At 53.8% G+C, this 16,510-nt stretch carries 14 protein-coding genes; 3 read left to right on the top strand and 11 right to left on the bottom strand.

The genetic code is table 11. From position 1 onward, the window contains the following. Positions 1-49: 49 nt before the first annotated feature. From ACGG90_RS13270 to ACGG90_RS13260, 3 genes are all read right to left on the bottom strand, one after another. Positions 50-640, bottom strand: coding sequence for an NAD(P)H-dependent oxidoreductase (locus ACGG90_RS13270; RefSeq protein WP_390410145.1), 591 nt, complete (start codon positions 638-640; stop codon positions 50-52). Positions 641-998: 358 nt separating this feature from the next. Beyond that, positions 999-1,544 carry a Crp/Fnr family transcriptional regulator gene (locus tag ACGG90_RS13265; RefSeq protein WP_390410143.1) on the bottom strand — a complete coding sequence of 182 codons (546 nt, stop codon included), beginning with the start codon at positions 1,542-1,544 and terminating at the stop codon, positions 999-1,001. Positions 1,545-1,629: 85 nt separating this feature from the next. Beyond that, on the bottom strand, positions 1,630-2,772 hold the full coding sequence (locus ACGG90_RS13260) for an LCP family protein (RefSeq protein WP_390410141.1): 1,143 nt from the start codon (positions 2,770-2,772) through the stop codon (positions 1,630-1,632). Positions 2,773-2,906: 134 nt separating this feature from the next. On the opposite strand from ACGG90_RS13260, the gene pepF reads away from it, so the two are divergent. Together pepF and ACGG90_RS13250 are read left to right on the top strand one after the other, a co-directional pair. Continuing rightward, entirely contained in the window at positions 2,907-4,703 is a 1,797-nt protein-coding gene (gene pepF, locus ACGG90_RS13255) for an oligoendopeptidase F (RefSeq protein ID WP_390410139.1), read from the top strand. Between the two features lie 6 nt (positions 4,704-4,709). After that, entirely contained in the window at positions 4,710-5,606 is an 897-nt protein-coding gene (locus ACGG90_RS13250) for an NAD(P)-dependent oxidoreductase (protein WP_390410137.1), read from the top strand. Positions 5,607-6,772: 1,166 nt separating this feature from the next. Here the strand turns inward: ACGG90_RS13250 and ACGG90_RS13245 are convergent. The 6 genes from ACGG90_RS13245 to gnd form a co-directional block, all read right to left on the bottom strand. After that, the gene (locus tag ACGG90_RS13245) at positions 6,773-7,549 is read right to left on the bottom strand and encodes a metal ABC transporter permease (RefSeq protein WP_390410166.1); all 777 of its coding nucleotides are present in this window, start codon (positions 7,547-7,549) and stop codon (positions 6,773-6,775) included. Between the two features lie 17 nt (positions 7,550-7,566). Continuing rightward, positions 7,567-8,265 (bottom strand): metal ABC transporter ATP-binding protein, encoded by a 699-nt coding sequence (locus ACGG90_RS13240; RefSeq protein ID WP_390410135.1) that lies wholly within the window; start codon positions 8,263-8,265, stop codon positions 7,567-7,569. 107 nt (positions 8,266-8,372) lie between these two features. Further along, complete coding sequence (locus ACGG90_RS13235) at positions 8,373-9,569, bottom strand: hypothetical protein (RefSeq protein ID WP_390410134.1); 1,197 nt, start codon at positions 9,567-9,569, stop codon at positions 8,373-8,375. A gap of 60 nt (positions 9,570-9,629) precedes the next feature. Further along, positions 9,630-9,971 carry a hypothetical protein gene (locus ACGG90_RS13230; protein ID WP_390410132.1) on the bottom strand — a complete coding sequence of 114 codons (342 nt, stop codon included), beginning with the start codon at positions 9,969-9,971 and terminating at the stop codon, positions 9,630-9,632. Positions 9,972-10,047: 76 nt separating this feature from the next. Next, positions 10,048-11,541 (bottom strand): gluconokinase, encoded by a 1,494-nt coding sequence (locus ACGG90_RS13225; RefSeq protein ID WP_390410130.1) that lies wholly within the window; start codon positions 11,539-11,541, stop codon positions 10,048-10,050. 72 nt (positions 11,542-11,613) lie between these two features. Continuing rightward, positions 11,614-12,525, bottom strand: coding sequence for a phosphogluconate dehydrogenase (NAD(+)-dependent, decarboxylating) (gene gnd / locus ACGG90_RS13220; RefSeq protein ID WP_390410128.1), 912 nt, complete (start codon positions 12,523-12,525; stop codon positions 11,614-11,616). Between the two features lie 141 nt (positions 12,526-12,666). Here gnd and ACGG90_RS13215 point away from each other — a divergent pair, with 141 nt between their 5' ends. After that, entirely contained in the window at positions 12,667-13,503 is an 837-nt protein-coding gene (locus tag ACGG90_RS13215; protein ID WP_390410127.1) for a MurR/RpiR family transcriptional regulator, read from the top strand. 688 nt (positions 13,504-14,191) lie between these two features. Here the strand turns inward: ACGG90_RS13215 and ACGG90_RS13210 are convergent. Both ACGG90_RS13210 and ACGG90_RS13205 read right to left on the bottom strand, forming a co-directional pair. Then, on the bottom strand, positions 14,192-15,052 hold the full coding sequence (locus tag ACGG90_RS13210) for an aldo/keto reductase (protein WP_390410125.1): 861 nt from the start codon (positions 15,050-15,052) through the stop codon (positions 14,192-14,194). 25 nt (positions 15,053-15,077) lie between these two features. Beyond that, complete coding sequence (locus ACGG90_RS13205; protein ID WP_390410123.1) at positions 15,078-16,094, bottom strand: Gfo/Idh/MocA family oxidoreductase; 1,017 nt, start codon at positions 16,092-16,094, stop codon at positions 15,078-15,080. Positions 16,095-16,510: the final 416 nt, after the last annotated feature.

Genomic DNA, 16,510 nt, shown 5'->3' with positions numbered 1-16,510 from the left:
AACTCGCCTCTCAAATATTGAGAAGCGAGTTTTGTGGTTCTTGGTTTGATTAATGCATGGCACCGACTTGTTCTGCGGCTTTGAGCCAGCCTTGGCGCTTGGCATCGCTGCTGCCTTTGACCATGTTGCAGCTTTGCCAGCGGACTTGTTTGAGGCCCATTTTCTTAAAGGTACCGCGGATCAAGGCACGTTGGATCGCGTTGCCAAAGACCCAGCGATACAAGGACTTCGGGGTGTTCATGGTGGTGATGATGGTGGTGGACTGCAGCTTTGGCAACAGCGACTTCATGCCGGTGCCGCCTTTGGTGTAATCGAAAGTCTCGCCTGGGAACACCACCTTGTCAACGAAGCCTTTCATCATGGCTGGCATTAATTCCCACCAAATTGGGAAAACCAAGATCAAATGGTCAGCAGCTTTAACGCGCTGGATGTAGTCGATGGCTTGATCGTCTTGGGCGTGATGCTTCAAGAAGCCGATCAAGTCAGCACTATGCATGACTGGATCGAAGTGATCAGCTTCCAAATCGATCACATCAACAGTGTTGCCGGCTGCTTGCGCCCCTGCTTTAGCTGATTCCATTAACGCATGGCAGAAGCTGCCATCATATGGGTGACTCGTTACGATTAATGTTTGTGTCATATTCTTTTCCTCCAAAGGTTGACAGAGCGGAGCAAAGCGCACTTAGCGATGTGTATAAGACAGCCTGGGTTCATGGCGATTTCTGCCATGGACTCGGGATGGCTTACACGCAATCGCGTTGCTTTGCGCAGCTCGACTATAAACAAAGCGGAGCAGCCCGCACTTAGCGGTGGATATAAGACGGGATGACACAAAGGCGCTTTTTGCCTTGGTGGCGTCACGGCTTATATCACGCCGCGTTGGGTTGCGCAGCTCGACTATGAGCGAAGCAAAGCCCACCTTTGGCGGTTTTTTGCTTGGCTCAACTAACTGATGAACTTAGTATATCCAGCATCAACCTTTGGCACATTAACATATGTTAAGCAGGCGAACTTTTTCTCACGCGTTCGCGAATTCGGGATAAAGATACCGGCGTGATGCCTAAATACGTCGCCAATTCATACTTTGGCACCCGCGCAATGAGCTTGGGGTCATTGGCCAACAAGCTGCGATAGCGCGCTTCTGGTGATTCTTCGATGCGATTGAGGAAATATTGCGTGTAGTCGATGAAGCGATGGCACACATAATCAGTGAACGCCGCCATAACTGCCGGCTGGTCTTGCAAGGCCTGGCGCAAGCGGCTGCCATCGACACTGATGACGGTGGTCGGCTCGATAGCGGTAATGGTAAACAAACTCGGCTGGGTCAAATAGAAGCTTTCAAACGACGCCACGGCTTGATTCTCAAAGAATAACTGCACCGTCACGTCGCGGCCATCGGCATTGTGCCACAAGCGCAGCGCCCCGCTTTCGACAAAATACAGCTGGGTGGCCACATCCCCTTCTTGCAGCAGATCATCGCCTGCACGATAGGTCCGCCGGTGGCCGGTGGCTTTGATTTGCGCATAATAATCACTGATTTGCATGTGTTGCCTCACTTTCATGGACTTGTGCCAATAATAAAAACCTGCGCATCTGATTAAGATGACGCAGGTCTTCTGATGAGTCACATTATTGGCCTGGGCTGCCTGCGGTGATCACCGGCGTGCCGTTGTCATCATAGGTGCTGGTTTGCGCTGCTGCATTGGCAGCGGCATACAGCGTATAAACTGGGTTGTTGCCATCGTTCCAGTTGAAGCCGGCCTTGGTGTTATAAGCATTCTGCTTGGTGTTGTAGTTATTCAGCGGTTGCTTGGCCAAGCCCATTTCCCCGCGGATGGCATCGGAAGTCTTCTGCAGCGTCTCACTAGTCGGCACTTGATAAGAGGCGCCATTGATATAAACCCCAACACCTTTAAGCGTGGTTTGCTTCACGTGCTTGATGCAGTCGGCGTATTTCTGCGCGATCGCAACCATGTCCGCAAACTGTAAACTGGTGCGCATCGAGTTGGACAGTGAATCCATCAGCGTCGAATAGTTGCTTAACGACTTGGCCGTCAAGGCTTCTTTCACGATTTGGGTGATCACTTGACGTTGGCGCTTCTGGCGGCCGTAGTCGCCTTCAGGATCTTGATAACGCATCCGGGCAAATGCCAAGGCATGTGCGCCATCCAAATGCATCTTGCCTTTGGTGAAGGTGTAACCGCCGGAATGGCTGTCTTTCCAGGTGAATGGCACATTAACATCAATGCCGCCGACTGCATCGACGATCTTCTGCAATCCCGCCATGTTAACGGTGACGTAGTAGTTGATCGGAATGTTTAACAGTTGGCTGACGGTTTTCATTGCCGCATCGTTGCCGCCGGCGTTATAAGCCGCGTTGATCTTCTGGGCCCCGGCATTGTCGGCACCTTCAATTTCCGCGAGTGTATCGCGCGGGATCGACGTCATTGTGGTACGCTTATTCTTGGGATTGATGGTCACGACGATCATGGTATCGGAGTTACCGGTGTAAGTCCGGCCGAACGCCCCGGTATCGGTCCCCAGTAACAAAATACTGATCGGCTTCTTGCCGGTAATATCTGATTTAACGGCGGCTTTGGTGGAAACCGGGTCGTAAGTTTTATCAACCGCCGTTTTCGTTTGACTGTACAGGCGCACTGCGTAGCCGCCAATCAGCACCACCAGCGTCAACACGATCACGAAGACGTAATGGCCGAGGCGGCGGCGCGGTTTCTTCGGCTTTCGCGTGCGCCGGCTGGTTTCTTCTTCCATATAATAACTCCTATGTTTACAAGTTCACTCTTTTCCACATTCTACTCGAAAAAGTCAACGAGCGCACGGATTTTGGCGAAAAACGTCCGTGTTATCATGATATTAATAAATCCTTGAGAAACGGAAGTGCTGCTATGTCAACCTTACCAGAACGTTCTGCGGTGCCGACTGCACTGACTTGGGACCTCACCACGATTTATGCCACCGATCAACAATGGGAAGAGGCCTTCGCCAAAGCCCAAACCGCCGCTGAAGCGTTAACGGCGCTTAAAGGCCACTTAGGCGACTCAGTTGAAGCCTTAGCCCAAGGCCTCAGCCAGATCTTGGCGGCTTATCGGCAAGTGGAGCAGGTGTATGTTTATGCCAGTCTCAAAAGCGACCAAGACACCGCCAACGCCACTTACCAAGGCTTTTCTGCCCGCGCCCAAAGCCTGTTGACCGCCGTTTCGGCAGCCAGTGCCTTCATGGAACCGGAGCTGTTGGCGATTCCGCAGGCAACCTTACAAGCGTGGCTGGCTTCAGATCAGCTGGCGTTATATCGCCACTTCATTGAAAATATCACCGCCGAAGCCGATCACGTTCTGCCAGCCGATCAAGAAGCGTTGTTATCTGCTGCCGGTGACGCGTTAAACGCCAGCGCTGCCACATTCAACGTGTTAAACAACGCCGATCTAAAGTTTGGCACCGTTAAAGACGACCAAGGCAAGCCGGTCACCTTAAGCCACGGCTTATATGGCGAATTGATCAAAAGTACCCACCGCGCCGTGCGCAAAGGCGCCTTTGAATCGTTGTATCAAACTTATGGCGGCTTGAAGAACACCTTTGCCCAAACTTTGGCTGGTGAAACCAAGAAGCATAACTTCTTGGCCAAAGCGCATCATTATCCAGACGCGCGCGCCGCAGCGATGGCGCAAAACCACATTCCAGAAGATGTTTACACCACCTTAGTCACCACCGTCAACAAGCATCTGCCAAGCCTCCACCGTTACTTGCGCTTGCGCCAGCGGTTATTAGGCCTTGATGAATTGCACATGTATGACTTATACACCCCGCTTAACGGCAAGCCGCCGGTGAGCTATACGATCACTGAAGCTAAAGTTGAAGCCTTGAAAGCCTTGGCACCGCTGGGGCCGGATTACCAACAGCACGTCGCTGACATTTTCAACGGGCGGGTGTTGGACGTGGTGGAGAATCAAAACAAGCGCTCCGGTGCGTATTCCGGCGGCAGCTACGATACCAAGCCGTTCATCTTGTTGAACTGGCAAGACTCGGTAGATGCGTTGTACACGTTGGTGCATGAAACCGGCCACTCGGTCCACTCTTGGTATACGCGGCACAACCAGCCTTATGTTTACGGTGATTATTCGATTTTTGTCGCGGAAATCGCTTCGACGACCAATGAGAATCTGTTGACGGACTACTTCTTAAAGACCCGCTCAGATAAACAGATGCAAGCTTACATCTTGAACTATTATCTCGACGGCTTCAAAGGCACGGTATTCCGTCAAACCCAATTTGCGGAATTCGAACACTGGCTGCACACCCAAGATGCTAAAGGCGCGCCTTTAACCGCTGACGCATTAAGCAAACAATACGCTGCGCTGAATGCCAAATATTATCAACCCGTTGTGCAAGATCCGCAAATCGCCTTGGAATGGACGCGTATCCCGCATTTCTACTACAATTATTACGTTTATCAATACGCTACCGGCTTTGCCGCTGCGTCAACGTTAGCCGCTGGGATCAGTGCCGAAAAGCCAGGGGCAGTCGATCATTACTTGAATTACCTGAAATCCGGCAGCTCCCGCTACCCAATCGAAACCATGCAAGAAGCCGGCGTGGACATGACCAAGTCCGATTACCTCGAAGCCGCTTTTGCGGTATTCGATCAGCGCTTGGATCAGCTGGAAGCGTTACTTGCACAAGCTTAAGAAAGGATGATCATCATGAAAATCGGATTCATCGGTACCGGCGTGATGGGCACCGGCATCATCAACAATTTGCTCAAAGCGGGCCATGCCGTCACGGTATTCAACCGCACTAAAGCTCACGCCCAAGCGGTATTGGCCAATGGCGCGACTTGGGCCGACTCAGCAAGCGCCGCAGCCAGCGGCGCTGACGTGACGATTTCAATGGTAGGCTTCCCGCAAGACGTTGAAGCCACTTATTTTGGCGACAATGGGATCTTAGCCGGCGCCAAAGCCGGCAGCATTGTGGTGGATATGACCACCAGCACCCCTAGCCTCGCGGTGAAAATCGCCGAAGCTGCCCATCAGCGGGACTTATTGGCGTTAGATGCACCAGTGTCTGGCGGCGATATCGGCGCTAAGAACGGCACGCTGACGATGATGATCGGCGGTGATCAAGCGGCTTTGACCAAGCTTTCCACTGTGTTTGATGCTATCGCCCATGCGCAGAATTATTTTGGTGAAGCCGGCATGGGCCAGCACGCCAAAATGGCCAACCAAATCATGATCGCCGGCACCATGACCGGCATGACCGAGATGCTGGTATACGCCAAAGCCGCTGGGTTGGACCTGCAGCAAACCATCCAAACCATTGCAGGCGGTGCCGGGGATAACTGGAGCATGGACAATTACGGCCCGCGGATCTTGCGCGGCGATTATTCCGCCGGCTTCTTTATTAAGCATTTCGTCAAAGACTTGCGCATCGCCTTAGAAGAAGCCGACAACCTTGGCATCGACTTGCCTGCGACCAAAGAAGCCAAGCGCTTGTATCAAGCCTTAGTCGACGCCGGCCAAGGCGACTTAGGGACACAAGGATTGATCACCAGCTACAAAGGCTGGCCCCAGAGCGGAGTGGCGCGCATTTAGCGGTGGATATAAGGCGGGATGACGCAAAGGCGGTCCTTGCCTTGGCGGCGTCACGACTTATATCACGCCGCGTTGCGCCACGCAGCTCGACGAAGACCACAGCGTTTGATGCATGGACTCCAGCATTGGCAAAGCCCGGATCGATGAAGCTCCGGCGCGTGGGGCCAGCAAGATGGCGCAGGCTGTGCGGCCGGCTTCAACCACGCAAAGTACGCGTGTTTTCCGCCTAACTTTTGAGCTTTGCACTCGCCTGCGGCTCGCCTCGCAAATCTCAAAAGTTGCCGCGTGTGATGTCGAGCAAGCCTCGCAAAGTACGCGAGTCTCGCTTGACATCACACGTTTCACGGCCTGACCATCTTGCTGGCCCCACGCACCTGCGCTTCACCGATCCTGCGAAATTCGCATCAGGTTACTAAACCATTCGCGCATTCGGTACGACGTCAAAATCGGAGTTACTGTCTGAACCAAAGCAAACCACCTCTCTTGCGTGAGTAATGCGGGAGGAAGGTGGTTTGTTTTCGTGCGAGAAATTGCATAAAATAGGCACATTGAATTTAATTGTAAAAGGTTTGTAAAGTGCTTGCGCAGGTTTAGCGATGGTGCTATATTATCGTTGCAACCTGCAGTGGGGTGTTGAGACTGGCAAAGTACAAGTTGGTCTGTACCCGGCATCCCTACACGAGCTGATCTGAGGGTAGCACACGTAACGGTGTGCGCCGCGGCTCGTGCGTTCAAAGCGCCAGAGCGCCATGAAGCCCAGCGTCTTCTCCCTGGGCAATGCCAGGACGTTATCAGATTGTGCCACGACCACCTCAGCGCAACGTAGGCTTACGGCGCTGAGTACTTAATTGAATATACCAGAGCGGAGCAGCCCGCACTTAGCGGTGGATATAAGGCGGGATGACGTTTGGGCGGTTTCGGCCCAAGCGGCGTCATGACTTATATCACGCCGCGTTGGGCTGCGCAGCTCGACGAAGCACAACGGGCAGGGATAAACATAGCCTGTTGTGACAAATGCACGATAGCGAATACGCTGATCGTGTATTTGTCGTGATTATGTACAGCGGCTCGACGAAACCAGGCAAAGCCGCCCGCTTCTATCCGCATCGCTGAGCGAAAAATAACGCGGCCACCACGAGAATTCTCGTGATGGCCGCGTTATTTTTTTAGTCTAAGCGCCAGCGATGGATGCCTAAAGCAATAAAGTAGAACGCAAACTCAATGGCTGCGATGAAGAACGTGACCGGCCAGTTAGTGTAATAGCCCAAAGCCAAGCCGGCCCAAACGCCGATCAACGCCGCCGCTGTGGAGATCACCAACATCTGCGGCAAGGTGGTGCCTAAATATTTGGCTGCTGCCGGTGGCAAGGTCAACAAGATAAAGACCAATAAGGAGCCGACGATTTGCGCGCCGATCGACACCGACACCGCCAAGATCAACAAGAAGTAAATCGAGATCAAGTTGCGCCGCACCCCTTGGGCTTGCGCGCCGGTGGCGTCGAAAGAATCAAAGGCCAAGCGCCGGTAACCAAACGCCATGGTCACCACCACTGCCGCAGCTAAGGCCAGCAATTGCCAAACGTCGCTGCGGGAAATGCCGATGATGCTGCCAAACAAGATCGTTGTGGCATAGCTGGCCGAAGCGCTGGACAATGACAGAAACAAGATCCCTAAGCCGACAAACAAGCTGGACACCGCCGAAATCGACGCTTCTCGCCGCGACTGCTTCACCGACAATTTGCCCACGGTGATCGAGCTGACGATCGTAAACAACAACATCCCATCTAACGGCCGGATCCCCATGAATACCGCAAACGCCGCGCCGGCAAAGCCGACTTCTGACAATGTGTGCGCCAAGAAACTCATCCCGCGCGCGGTGACGAACACGCCGACGATCCCGCAAGTAAAGGCGATGAAGGTGCTGGCTAGCCAAGCATTCTGCATGAAAGCATATGTGAACACTATTCTACCTCCTGTGCAGATTGCAATTCTTCAGGCATCGCCGCTTCATCCATATCTTTGGTTTGATGCATTTCATAATGACCTGGCGTCAACAACAAATATTGATCAGTGAAGTCTTTGGCCAACCCCAGATCATGCGTGACAAACAACACCGTCAAGCCCAGCGTCTGGTTAAGCTCTTGGACCAACGTCATTAATTCGACTTTGGTGTTCACGTCTAAGCTGGCGGTGGCTTCGTCTAAGATCAAGAAATTCGGGTGAGTGAGCAGCGCCTGGGCCAAATACGCCTTTTGCTTCTCGCCGCCGCTGGCCCGCCCCAATAATTGACGCTGCCGCGCCAACAGATGGGTCTGCTTCAACACGTCGGAAAGTTCCGCTTGTTCATAGCGGGTATGCCAGAAGAAGTTGTGGTGCAGCTGATTGAGTTGGACAAAGCTTCTGATCGACAAAGGATATTCAGGGTCAATGTTGCGAAATTGCGGTACATACCCCAGCTTCATCCCCGGCATATATTGGATCTGGCCGCTTTGCGGGCGCAATTGCCCCATCAATAAGCGCACCAAAGTCGTTTTGCCCACGCCATTGGCCCCGATCAGGCTGGTCATCGAGCCTTGTTGTAAGGTGAAATTGAGATCTGAATACAGCTTGCGGTCATGGAACCCGAAGCTCAAATGTTGCACCTGCAACAAATCAGTCATAGCTTGCCCCCGAAAAGAAAATAGTAATGATTACGAATTAATAGTTTACATGAAAATGGCCGATTTGGCCACCTTTTGACCTAAATTCTTGTCAGAAGCTTAACTGATCAAAATGGCACATCTGCTTCGCGCTTCACCCCTTGTTTGATGGCCGCAAACGCCTTGTCAGAATAGAAGGCCGTCACCAGCTGCCGCAAAGGCTCGCGGCTGTCTTTGATCTCAGCGCCTGATGGTACGGCATGGCCGTTGACGACGCGCAAACCGTATTGCTCCGAAAGCCGATACAGCGTGTCAGTGGCGTTATACATCTTTTGGAAACTGACGGTATCGCCATTGCGCAAGGCATAGAACATATGCTGGGTCTTGCCTGAAGAAGCGTCGTTGAACACCATCAATGTGTCGCCTGCCGTTAAGACTTGCTCTGAATCAGCCACCACTTGATAACTGTAGCTGCCGCTGGCGGCGTATTCGGCGATTTCAGACAGCTGCAAACCGTTAAGCGTCCAATATTCGGCAAAATATAGCGCCGCTAAGTCAGCAGTCGTCAACTGTTTGAGGCTGCTAGCCGGGGCCAATGCCGCTTCTTTCATGGCATCGATCGGGTATTCAGTCCCAGGCACACTGCGCTGCCAGCTGCTGCTTGAAGCCGCCGAACTGCTTGAAGCTGGCGTTTGGGTTTGATCAGCACCGGCGCTGGAAGCAGAAGCTGCCGGCACTTGGGTCGGGGCCGCTGACTGACGCGCTGGCTGGTGCAGCTCTGGCAACTGGTCAGTCCATCCGGCGACACCGATCAACAGTGCTGCGATAGCCACACTGATGGTAATCACTCGCTGATATTGAAAGCGCCGCTGCACATGGTCTAGCGGCGTGAAGTATAAATCAGTCGGATCGCCTTGTGCGTTGGCCTCAGTTAAGAAGCGCTGCGTCCACGCCGCGACGACCCACGCCAGATAACTCGCCACCACTAACGCAATGGCCGCAGTGGTCAAAGCCAAGTTGCGCAACAGCTGTTCAGCTGCCGCATCCACGAAGCCGCCTTGCAGCTGGATCGCCACCGCCAAGGCAATCAGCGCCACCGAAAAGACACCTAAGCCGATCGCCCAAGCACGCAGGCGGTGCTGATGGGGATGGTTGCGATAAACGCCGCGCAAGTATACGCGACGGGCGGCGCGGATTTGTTGGGCAAACATGGTTTTATGCGTGGTTTGCACCAAGTCGATCACCTGCTGCTCATCACGCCACAACAAGCCGCCTGCAATCGCTGCGATCAGCAGTAAGATAGCGATCATCACCCAGATCATCATGTCGACCATCCTCCTTCTTGAGTTAAAAACAGTGCCTGCAGCTACTGCAGACACCATCCGTTACTTCTGTAATTCCGTCAAGTCATTGGCCTTGCTGAAATCAATATAAATCGTCTTGGCATTGTCTTTGACGATCAAGATGTAGCCATGCCCCAAAAAAGGCTTGTCGCCGGCATAAGTCAGCGGGAATTCCTGCGCCGGCGCCAAGTTGCCTTGGATCAGCATCGCGTACAATTCGTCGTCATCGTAATCATCTGAGAAGGCGATTGCCACCGGTGCGGTGACTAATTGATCGGCCTTATTCATTAAGTTGATCACATCAAAGATCTGATCGGTCACTTCTTTGGGGAACACCTCAGCGACTTGTTCGCTGACGTGACGCCGCTTAGTTGCTTCGTACATGAGACACCTCTACTTACTTTTATTCATAGAACACTTTACGCTATTGGCGGCTGGGTTGCAACCGATACGCCACGGCTCAATTGGCGTGTGTGCGCTGAAACGCCGCCAGCTGGGCATACGCCGTGCGCAAGCGGCGATCGGCGTCTTGCCACAGCGGCATCAATTCGCCATACACTGCCGCTTCACTTGGCTGAGGCTGCAGCGTTTCGTTGAATTTAGGCACGATTTCATCTAATGACTGGATCAACCCCAGCGCCTGCATCCCCACGATCGCCGCGCCTAACGCGGAGCTTTCAAAGCTGGCTGGAAACGCCACTGGCACATTGAGAATGTCTGCCAACAACTGGCGCCACAAATCACTTCTGGCAAAGCCGCCAGTGGCATGGATCAAAGTCGGCTGCCCGGCCACGGCGCTGACTTGCTGCAGCACTGTTGCCAAATTCATGGTGATGCCTTCCAGCACCGCCCGCAGCATCGCTTTGGTATCGTGTTGGCGCGTCAAGCCGATGAAGCTGCCGCGCGCATCTGCATCCCATAGCGGCGCACGCTCACCGCCAAGATATGGCAGAAACAACAGCCCATCAGCCCCTGCTGGCACCTGCTTGGCTAACGCCGTCAACGCATCATCCGCCTGTCCTGCGCCGATCGTATCACGCGCCCAGCGCCACACCACGCCGCCATTATTTACCGGACCGCCGATGACATAGCGCCCTTTGGCCAAATAATAAGTAAACAAGCGGCCGCTGGCATCCACAGCGGGATGATCGATCACCGTCCGTACCGCGCCGGATGTGCCGATGGTCACCGCTACCGTGCCGGGCGCCGCGGCGCCAACACCGAGGTTGCTTAAGCAGCCATCCGATGCGCCGATCACCACCGGCGTATCAGCAGCGATGCCCAGCTGTTGGGCAACTGTTGAAGCCATGCCGCGCAATTGATAGTTCGTATCCACCAGCTGCGGCAGCTGATCCGCACTTAACCCAGCCAAAGCCAAGGCTTGCGGCTGATAAGCCAATTCAAACAAATCAAACCAGCCGGTAGCATTGGCCAGCGAATAGTCTTGCACATATTCGCCAAACCAGCGAAACAACACATAATCTTTGATCCCGATCACATGCGCCGCTTGGGCCATTACTGCCGGTTGCGTCGCGTTTAGCCACATCAACTTAACCAGCGGGCTCATCGGATGGATCGGCACGCCAGTTCTCGCCACTAACGCGCGGCCTTGCGCCGTGTCTTTCAGCCGCTTGGCAAAAGCGGCACCGCGATTATCTGCCCAAGTCAACACATTAGTCAGCGGCTGATCTTGCGCATCCATCACGATCACACTGTGCATCGCCGCTGAGAAACTGATCCCAGCCACTTGACTGCCGCCGACTGTGGCGATCACCTGATGCACCCCAGCCATCACCGCCGCATAGATCTGCTTAGGGTCTTCTTCGGCCATATCCGGTTGCGTTTGAATCAACGGATAAGGCTGATTGGCAGACGCTTGTACCTGCCCAGATTCATCAAAAGCCACGACTTTGGTACTGGTAGTCCCAATATCCACGCCGATCACAATTGCCATACTTGACGCTTCCTTTCCCCCGCACTTTAAAAAAAGGCCAGACCAGCTGTGGCCTGACCTCAGTTAATTTAATTATGCGCCAGCGTGGGACTTCTTGTCTACCGCATGGCCGCCGAATTGGTTGCGCAAGGCGGCGACGACTTTACCTGTCATGGTATCTTCTTCTTCAGAGCGATAACGCATCATCAAGGAACTGGAAATAACTGGCGTTGGCACATGCAAGCGCAAGGCTTCTTCGACTGTCCAAGCCCCTTCGCCGCTGGAGTGCATTACCCCTTTGATCTCGTCGAGTTTGGGATCATCAGAGAATGCCGATTGGGCCAGTTGCATCAGCCAGCCGCGGATCACAGACCCATGATCCCATAACTTGGCCACAGCTTCGTTGTCATAATCGAAGTCCGACTTGCTCAACACGTCGAAGCCTTCACCGATGGCTTGCATCATGCCGTATTCGATGCCGTTGTGCACCATCTTCAGGTAATGCCCAGAACCGGCAGGGCCAGTGTACAAATAACCATCTTGCTGGGCGATCGCTTTAAACAGCGGTTCGATCAGCGGCCAAGTCGCTTTGTCGCCGCCGATCATGAAGTTCCCATTGGCGCGGGCGCCTTCCATGCCGCCGCTGGTGCCGGCGTCAAAGAACTTAATGCCTTGTTCTGCCAGCTGGTCGTTATGGGCCAGCGAATCTTGATAGAAGGAGTTGCCGCCATCAATGACAATGTCGTTGGCTTCAAGCAAGTTGGCCAATTGGTTGATGCAGCTTTGCGTTGGGGCACCGGCTGGGACCATCACCCACACGATTTTCGGCGTTGGCAAAGCCGCCACCAAATCTGCCACCGTTTCATAAGCTGCAGCGCCAGTCGCGGCTACTTCTTTGCGCGCAGCAGGATTCAAATCAAACGCCGCTACTTCAATCTCATGGTCGCGCATGTTGCGCACCAAGTTCATTCCCATTTTACCTAAGCCGAGCATGCCGATTTTCATTGACGAAAGCCTCCTAATTGATATTTTCATTATATGTAAAATATTTACAGAAATCAAATTAGAATGTCGTAAAATATTTTCTCATCAAAATGCCGCCAGTCAATATGCTAAACTATAGGAAATTCACTCGGGAGGCAAAACATGCAGAACTTCGCGCTTCAATACGCGGCGGTAGCAGACGGGCTGTCTGCCAAAGAACGCCAACTTGGCGATTACCTGCTGGCGCATCAACAAGCCGCCAGCACCAGCTCGATTTCGGCCTTAGCCAAAACTTGCGGCGTATCCACCGCCACAGTATCGCGCTTCGCCAAGACGCTAGGCTTCGCCAATTTCCAGGCGCTGCGAGTCAGTCTGGCCGCCGCTGTGACTCAGCGGCCGCTTTTTGAAGAAATCGACGGCTCAGATACCCAACTGGCCATGGCCGATAAGGTCTTTGCCGCCAATGTCGACGCCTTGCACGCTACTGCTGCCAATCTCACTGAAGCTCAGCTGCAACAAGCGGTCACGATGTTGACCAAAGCCCAGCGCGTCGGCCTGTTTGGCCTTGGTGCCAGCAACTTGGTGGCCTTAGACGGCTATCACAAGTTCTTGCGCACGCCGATCGAGGCAGTGTACGCCAGCGACTTTCACATGCAGCTGATGGCCATCACCCGCTTGGATAAACACGATTGCGCCGTGGTGATCTCGCACACCGGCCACGACCGCGACGCCTTGGCCTTGGCCCAAGTGGCCCATGACCATCACGTGCCGCTGATCGTCATCACCGGCGCGCCTAAGTCACCGGTGGCCAAGCTTGCCGACAGCTTATTTGTCGCTGTAGCCGAAGAAACGCAATACCGCGTTGAAGCCTTGCACGCCTTGATCGCGCAGCTGTCTTTGATGGATACCTTGTTCATCTTGTGTGCCGTGCAACTGGATGAAGGCGCCACGGCGGTATTGACCAAGATCCGCGAAACCATCACGAAAACCCGCAAGTAAGTGCCCGCAAAAAGTGCCGCCCTTGAATAATCAAAGGCGGCACTTTTTTGTCGAGTTGCACAGCCCAACGCGGCTGCTCCGCTCTGGATTTCGTCAAGCTCGTAAACTCGATTAATCGATACTTATCCATCAGGGCAAACACGATCCTGATTCGACTACACGAGGACAGGCGGTGCGGAGGTGCGTGGGGCAAGCGTCGGTCAGGCCGTGAAACGGTCAGCACCAAAAGACATGCGGGCTTTGCATGGCTTTTGGTGCTGATCGCGGCAAGTTTCAAGACCCGCGCTGAGCAAAGCGATGCGGGGCTTGAAACTTAGGCGTAAAACACGCGCACTTTGCGTGGTTGAAGCCGGCCGCACCGCCTGCGCCGACGCTTGCCCCGCGCGCCGCAGCAACGCCTGTCCGGCCCTGACCAAGTCCCCGCTTTATACGGCTGTGGTCTTCGTCGAGCTGCACAAAGCAACGGGCTTGCGTGTAAGTCATGCCGCCGCTTGGGCCAAGTACGCCCAAACGTCATCCTGCCTTACACTCCGCCCTAAACCCGCTTTGCTCCGCTCTGGGTTTTTTCGTCGAGCTGCGCAGCCCAACGCGGGTGCAATTAGCTACGCCCCCGCACTCGCGGCAAAATACGCCGCAAGCACGAGGGCTAGGCTAATTGACCCGCTAAGTGCGGGCTGCTCCGCTCTGGTTAGAATGTCGCTGTGTCCGGATCAGTATGGCTGCCGGCTAAACCGGTTTGGGCATCGATCACTTCCATATCATGATGCGACAATTCGAAGTCAAACAATTCAGTGTTTTGCTGGATACGATCGGCGTGCACTGACTTTGGCAACGGCAGGAAGTCATGCTGCAAGGACCAGCGCAGGACCAATTGGGCCACAGACTTGTTGTAGCGCTTGGCCATTTTCTGCAGTTCCTTCACATCAAAGATCTTGCCGGTACCAAGCGGGCTGTAGGCTTCATTAAGCATGCCATGCGCTTTGTTATAAGCGACCAGTTCTGGTTGCGCATCTGATGGGTTCAACAGGATCTGGTTGACCATCGGCTTGACCGTAGCCGTCTTGTACAATTCTTCCAAATGGTGCTCGCGGAAGTTGGACACCCCAATTGCGCGGGCTTTGCCGGCTTTGAGAATATCTTCCATCGCGCGCCACGTTTCGGCGTTGACGTTCTGCCAGTCATCACGATACTTCACTGGATTTGGCCAGTGGATCAGATACAAGTCGACGTAATCCACGCCTAATTTCGTCAGGCTGGTGTCAATGGCTTTCATGGCGTTATCGTAACCGTGATCTTCATTCCACAGCTTCGTGGTCAAGAACAAGTCATCACGCGCCACACCAGATGCTTTGATCCCTGCGCCGACACTTTCTTCGTTGCCGTATGCCGCAGCAGTATCAATGTGTCGATAGCCGGCGGCCAGTGCCGCTTCCACACTGGATTTGGCCACCTCACCATCAGGCGTTTGCCAAGTGCCAAAACCCACGATCGGGATCTTGACGCCATTGCTTAAGGTATAAGTGTCAGTTAATTTTGTTAAATGTGCCACAGAAAATTCCTCCTTGGATACGCGTTTAGTGCAAGTCTTTCACACCGGTTTCCAGCATCGCCATCACTGCAAGCGTCTGCTCATCAGTGGTGGCTTTAGGGGCGCCGTTAACGATCGTTGCATAAACATGTTCATAGACTTTGCCATAGTCGCCAGGCACCGTCACCACGCGTTCTTGGTGATAAGTCCCAGCATCATCCATATACGTCAAAGTCCCGTAATCTTGCGGTCGATCCAGCCCGAAGTCGGCATGATCAGGCATGTAAAAATGCTTCAAATCGGCTTCTTGGCGATCGGTAGTCATTTTGATAAAACTGCCGCGTCTGCCATACACGGCAAAACTCGGCCGACTGGTCAAGCGCATGTAGCTGGATTGCACGCAGACTTTCAAGCCGCCGTAATACAGATCCACAGTAAAGTCATCGTTCATGTGCCCTGCGCCTAACAACTGCCGCACATCATAGCGCACCCGCTCAGGTTGGCCAAAATAGCCTACCACTTGATCCAATGTATGGGTGCCATGGCCATATAAGAAGCTGCCACTGGCAGAATACGGTTGGCTGGCTGGCACTTGCGGACGATAGTAATCAAAGGCCGAATCCAATTCAGTCAGCTCGCCTAACTTGCCGCTGGCGATCACTTGCTGCACCGTGAGCCAATCGGAATCATAGCGGCGGTTGGTGTAACATTGCAAGAACAAACCGCGGTTTGAAGCCAGTTGGAACAATTCACGGGCTTGGTCAGTCGTTTCGGTAAACGGCTTCTCCAACAAAACGTGCTTGTCATGTAATAATGCCTGCTTGGCCAGTTCGTAATGCGTCGACGCCGGCGTGGTGATCACCGCCAGCTGCACCGCCGGATCGTCAAACACCGCAGCGGCATCAGTTGTGTAGTGCACGCCTTCGACCTTAGCCCATGGCGAGTCCATGTGCCGGGCATAAATGGTTTTGACGGAGAATAACTTTGGCAATTGCAGAACATAAGGCAAATGGTAACGGTTCGTACTCTTCCCGTTACCAACATACGCGATCGTTAATGGCATCCTTAAATTCCCCCTATAGTATCCAATTTAAACCGTTACCGCATTTGACGCAAGGCCGAGCGAAGCGATGCCAGAGCGAAGCAGCCCGCACTTAGCGGTGGATATAAGGCGGGATGATGCAAAGGCGCTCTTTGCCTTGGCGGCGTCACGACTTATATCACGCCGCGTTGGGCTGCGCAGCTCGACGAAGAAAGTTCCGGATCGGTGAGACTTCGGGGTGTGGGGCCGGCGAGACGGCGCAGGCGGTGCGGCCGGTTCCAACCGCGCTGAGGAACACGCGTTTTCCACCTAACTTTTGAGCTTTGCACTCGCCTGCGGCTCGCCTTGCAAATCTCAAAAGTTGCCGCGTGTGGAGTCAGGTGAGCCTTGCATCTAGCTGCGCTGCGCTTGCGTCGACGCGAGTCTTACCTGACACC

It is taken from the genome of Lacticaseibacillus jixiensis (assembly GCF_042847315.1).
GTDB lineage: Bacteria > Bacillota > Bacilli > Lactobacillales > Lactobacillaceae > Lacticaseibacillus > Lacticaseibacillus jixiensis.
This window is presented reverse-complemented; position numbering and strand designations above follow the sequence as displayed.

What these genes read in the sequence shown, in the direction of transcription:
- ACGG90_RS13270 (WP_390410145.1), bottom strand. Translation starts at nt 640, where the DNA reads ATGACACAAACATTAATCGTAACGAGTCACCCATATGATGGCAGCTTC.
- ACGG90_RS13265 (WP_390410143.1), bottom strand. Translation starts at nt 1,544, where the DNA reads ATGCAAATCAGTGATTATTATGCGCAAATCAAAGCCACCGGCCACCGG.
- ACGG90_RS13260 (WP_390410141.1), bottom strand. Translation starts at nt 2,772, where the DNA reads ATGGAAGAAGAAACCAGCCGGCGCACGCGAAAGCCGAAGAAACCGCGC.
- pepF (WP_390410139.1), top strand. Translation starts at nt 2,907, where the DNA reads ATGTCAACCTTACCAGAACGTTCTGCGGTGCCGACTGCACTGACTTGG.
- ACGG90_RS13250 (WP_390410137.1), top strand. Translation starts at nt 4,710, where the DNA reads ATGATCATCATGAAAATCGGATTCATCGGTACCGGCGTGATGGGCACC.
- ACGG90_RS13245 (WP_390410166.1), bottom strand. Translation starts at nt 7,549, where the DNA reads ATGCAGAATGCTTGGCTAGCCAGCACCTTCATCGCCTTTACTTGCGGG.
- ACGG90_RS13240 (WP_390410135.1), bottom strand. Translation starts at nt 8,265, where the DNA reads ATGACTGATTTGTTGCAGGTGCAACATTTGAGCTTCGGGTTCCATGAC.
- ACGG90_RS13235 (WP_390410134.1), bottom strand. Translation starts at nt 9,569, where the DNA reads ATGATGATCTGGGTGATGATCGCTATCTTACTGCTGATCGCAGCGATT.
- ACGG90_RS13230 (WP_390410132.1), bottom strand. Translation starts at nt 9,971, where the DNA reads ATGTACGAAGCAACTAAGCGGCGTCACGTCAGCGAACAAGTCGCTGAG.
- ACGG90_RS13225 (WP_390410130.1), bottom strand. Translation starts at nt 11,541, where the DNA reads ATGGCAATTGTGATCGGCGTGGATATTGGGACTACCAGTACCAAAGTC.
- gnd (WP_390410128.1), bottom strand. Translation starts at nt 12,525, where the DNA reads ATGAAAATCGGCATGCTCGGCTTAGGTAAAATGGGAATGAACTTGGTG.
- ACGG90_RS13215 (WP_390410127.1), top strand. Translation starts at nt 12,667, where the DNA reads ATGCAGAACTTCGCGCTTCAATACGCGGCGGTAGCAGACGGGCTGTCT.
- ACGG90_RS13205 (WP_390410123.1), bottom strand. Translation starts at nt 16,094, where the DNA reads ATGCCATTAACGATCGCGTATGTTGGTAACGGGAAGAGTACGAACCGT.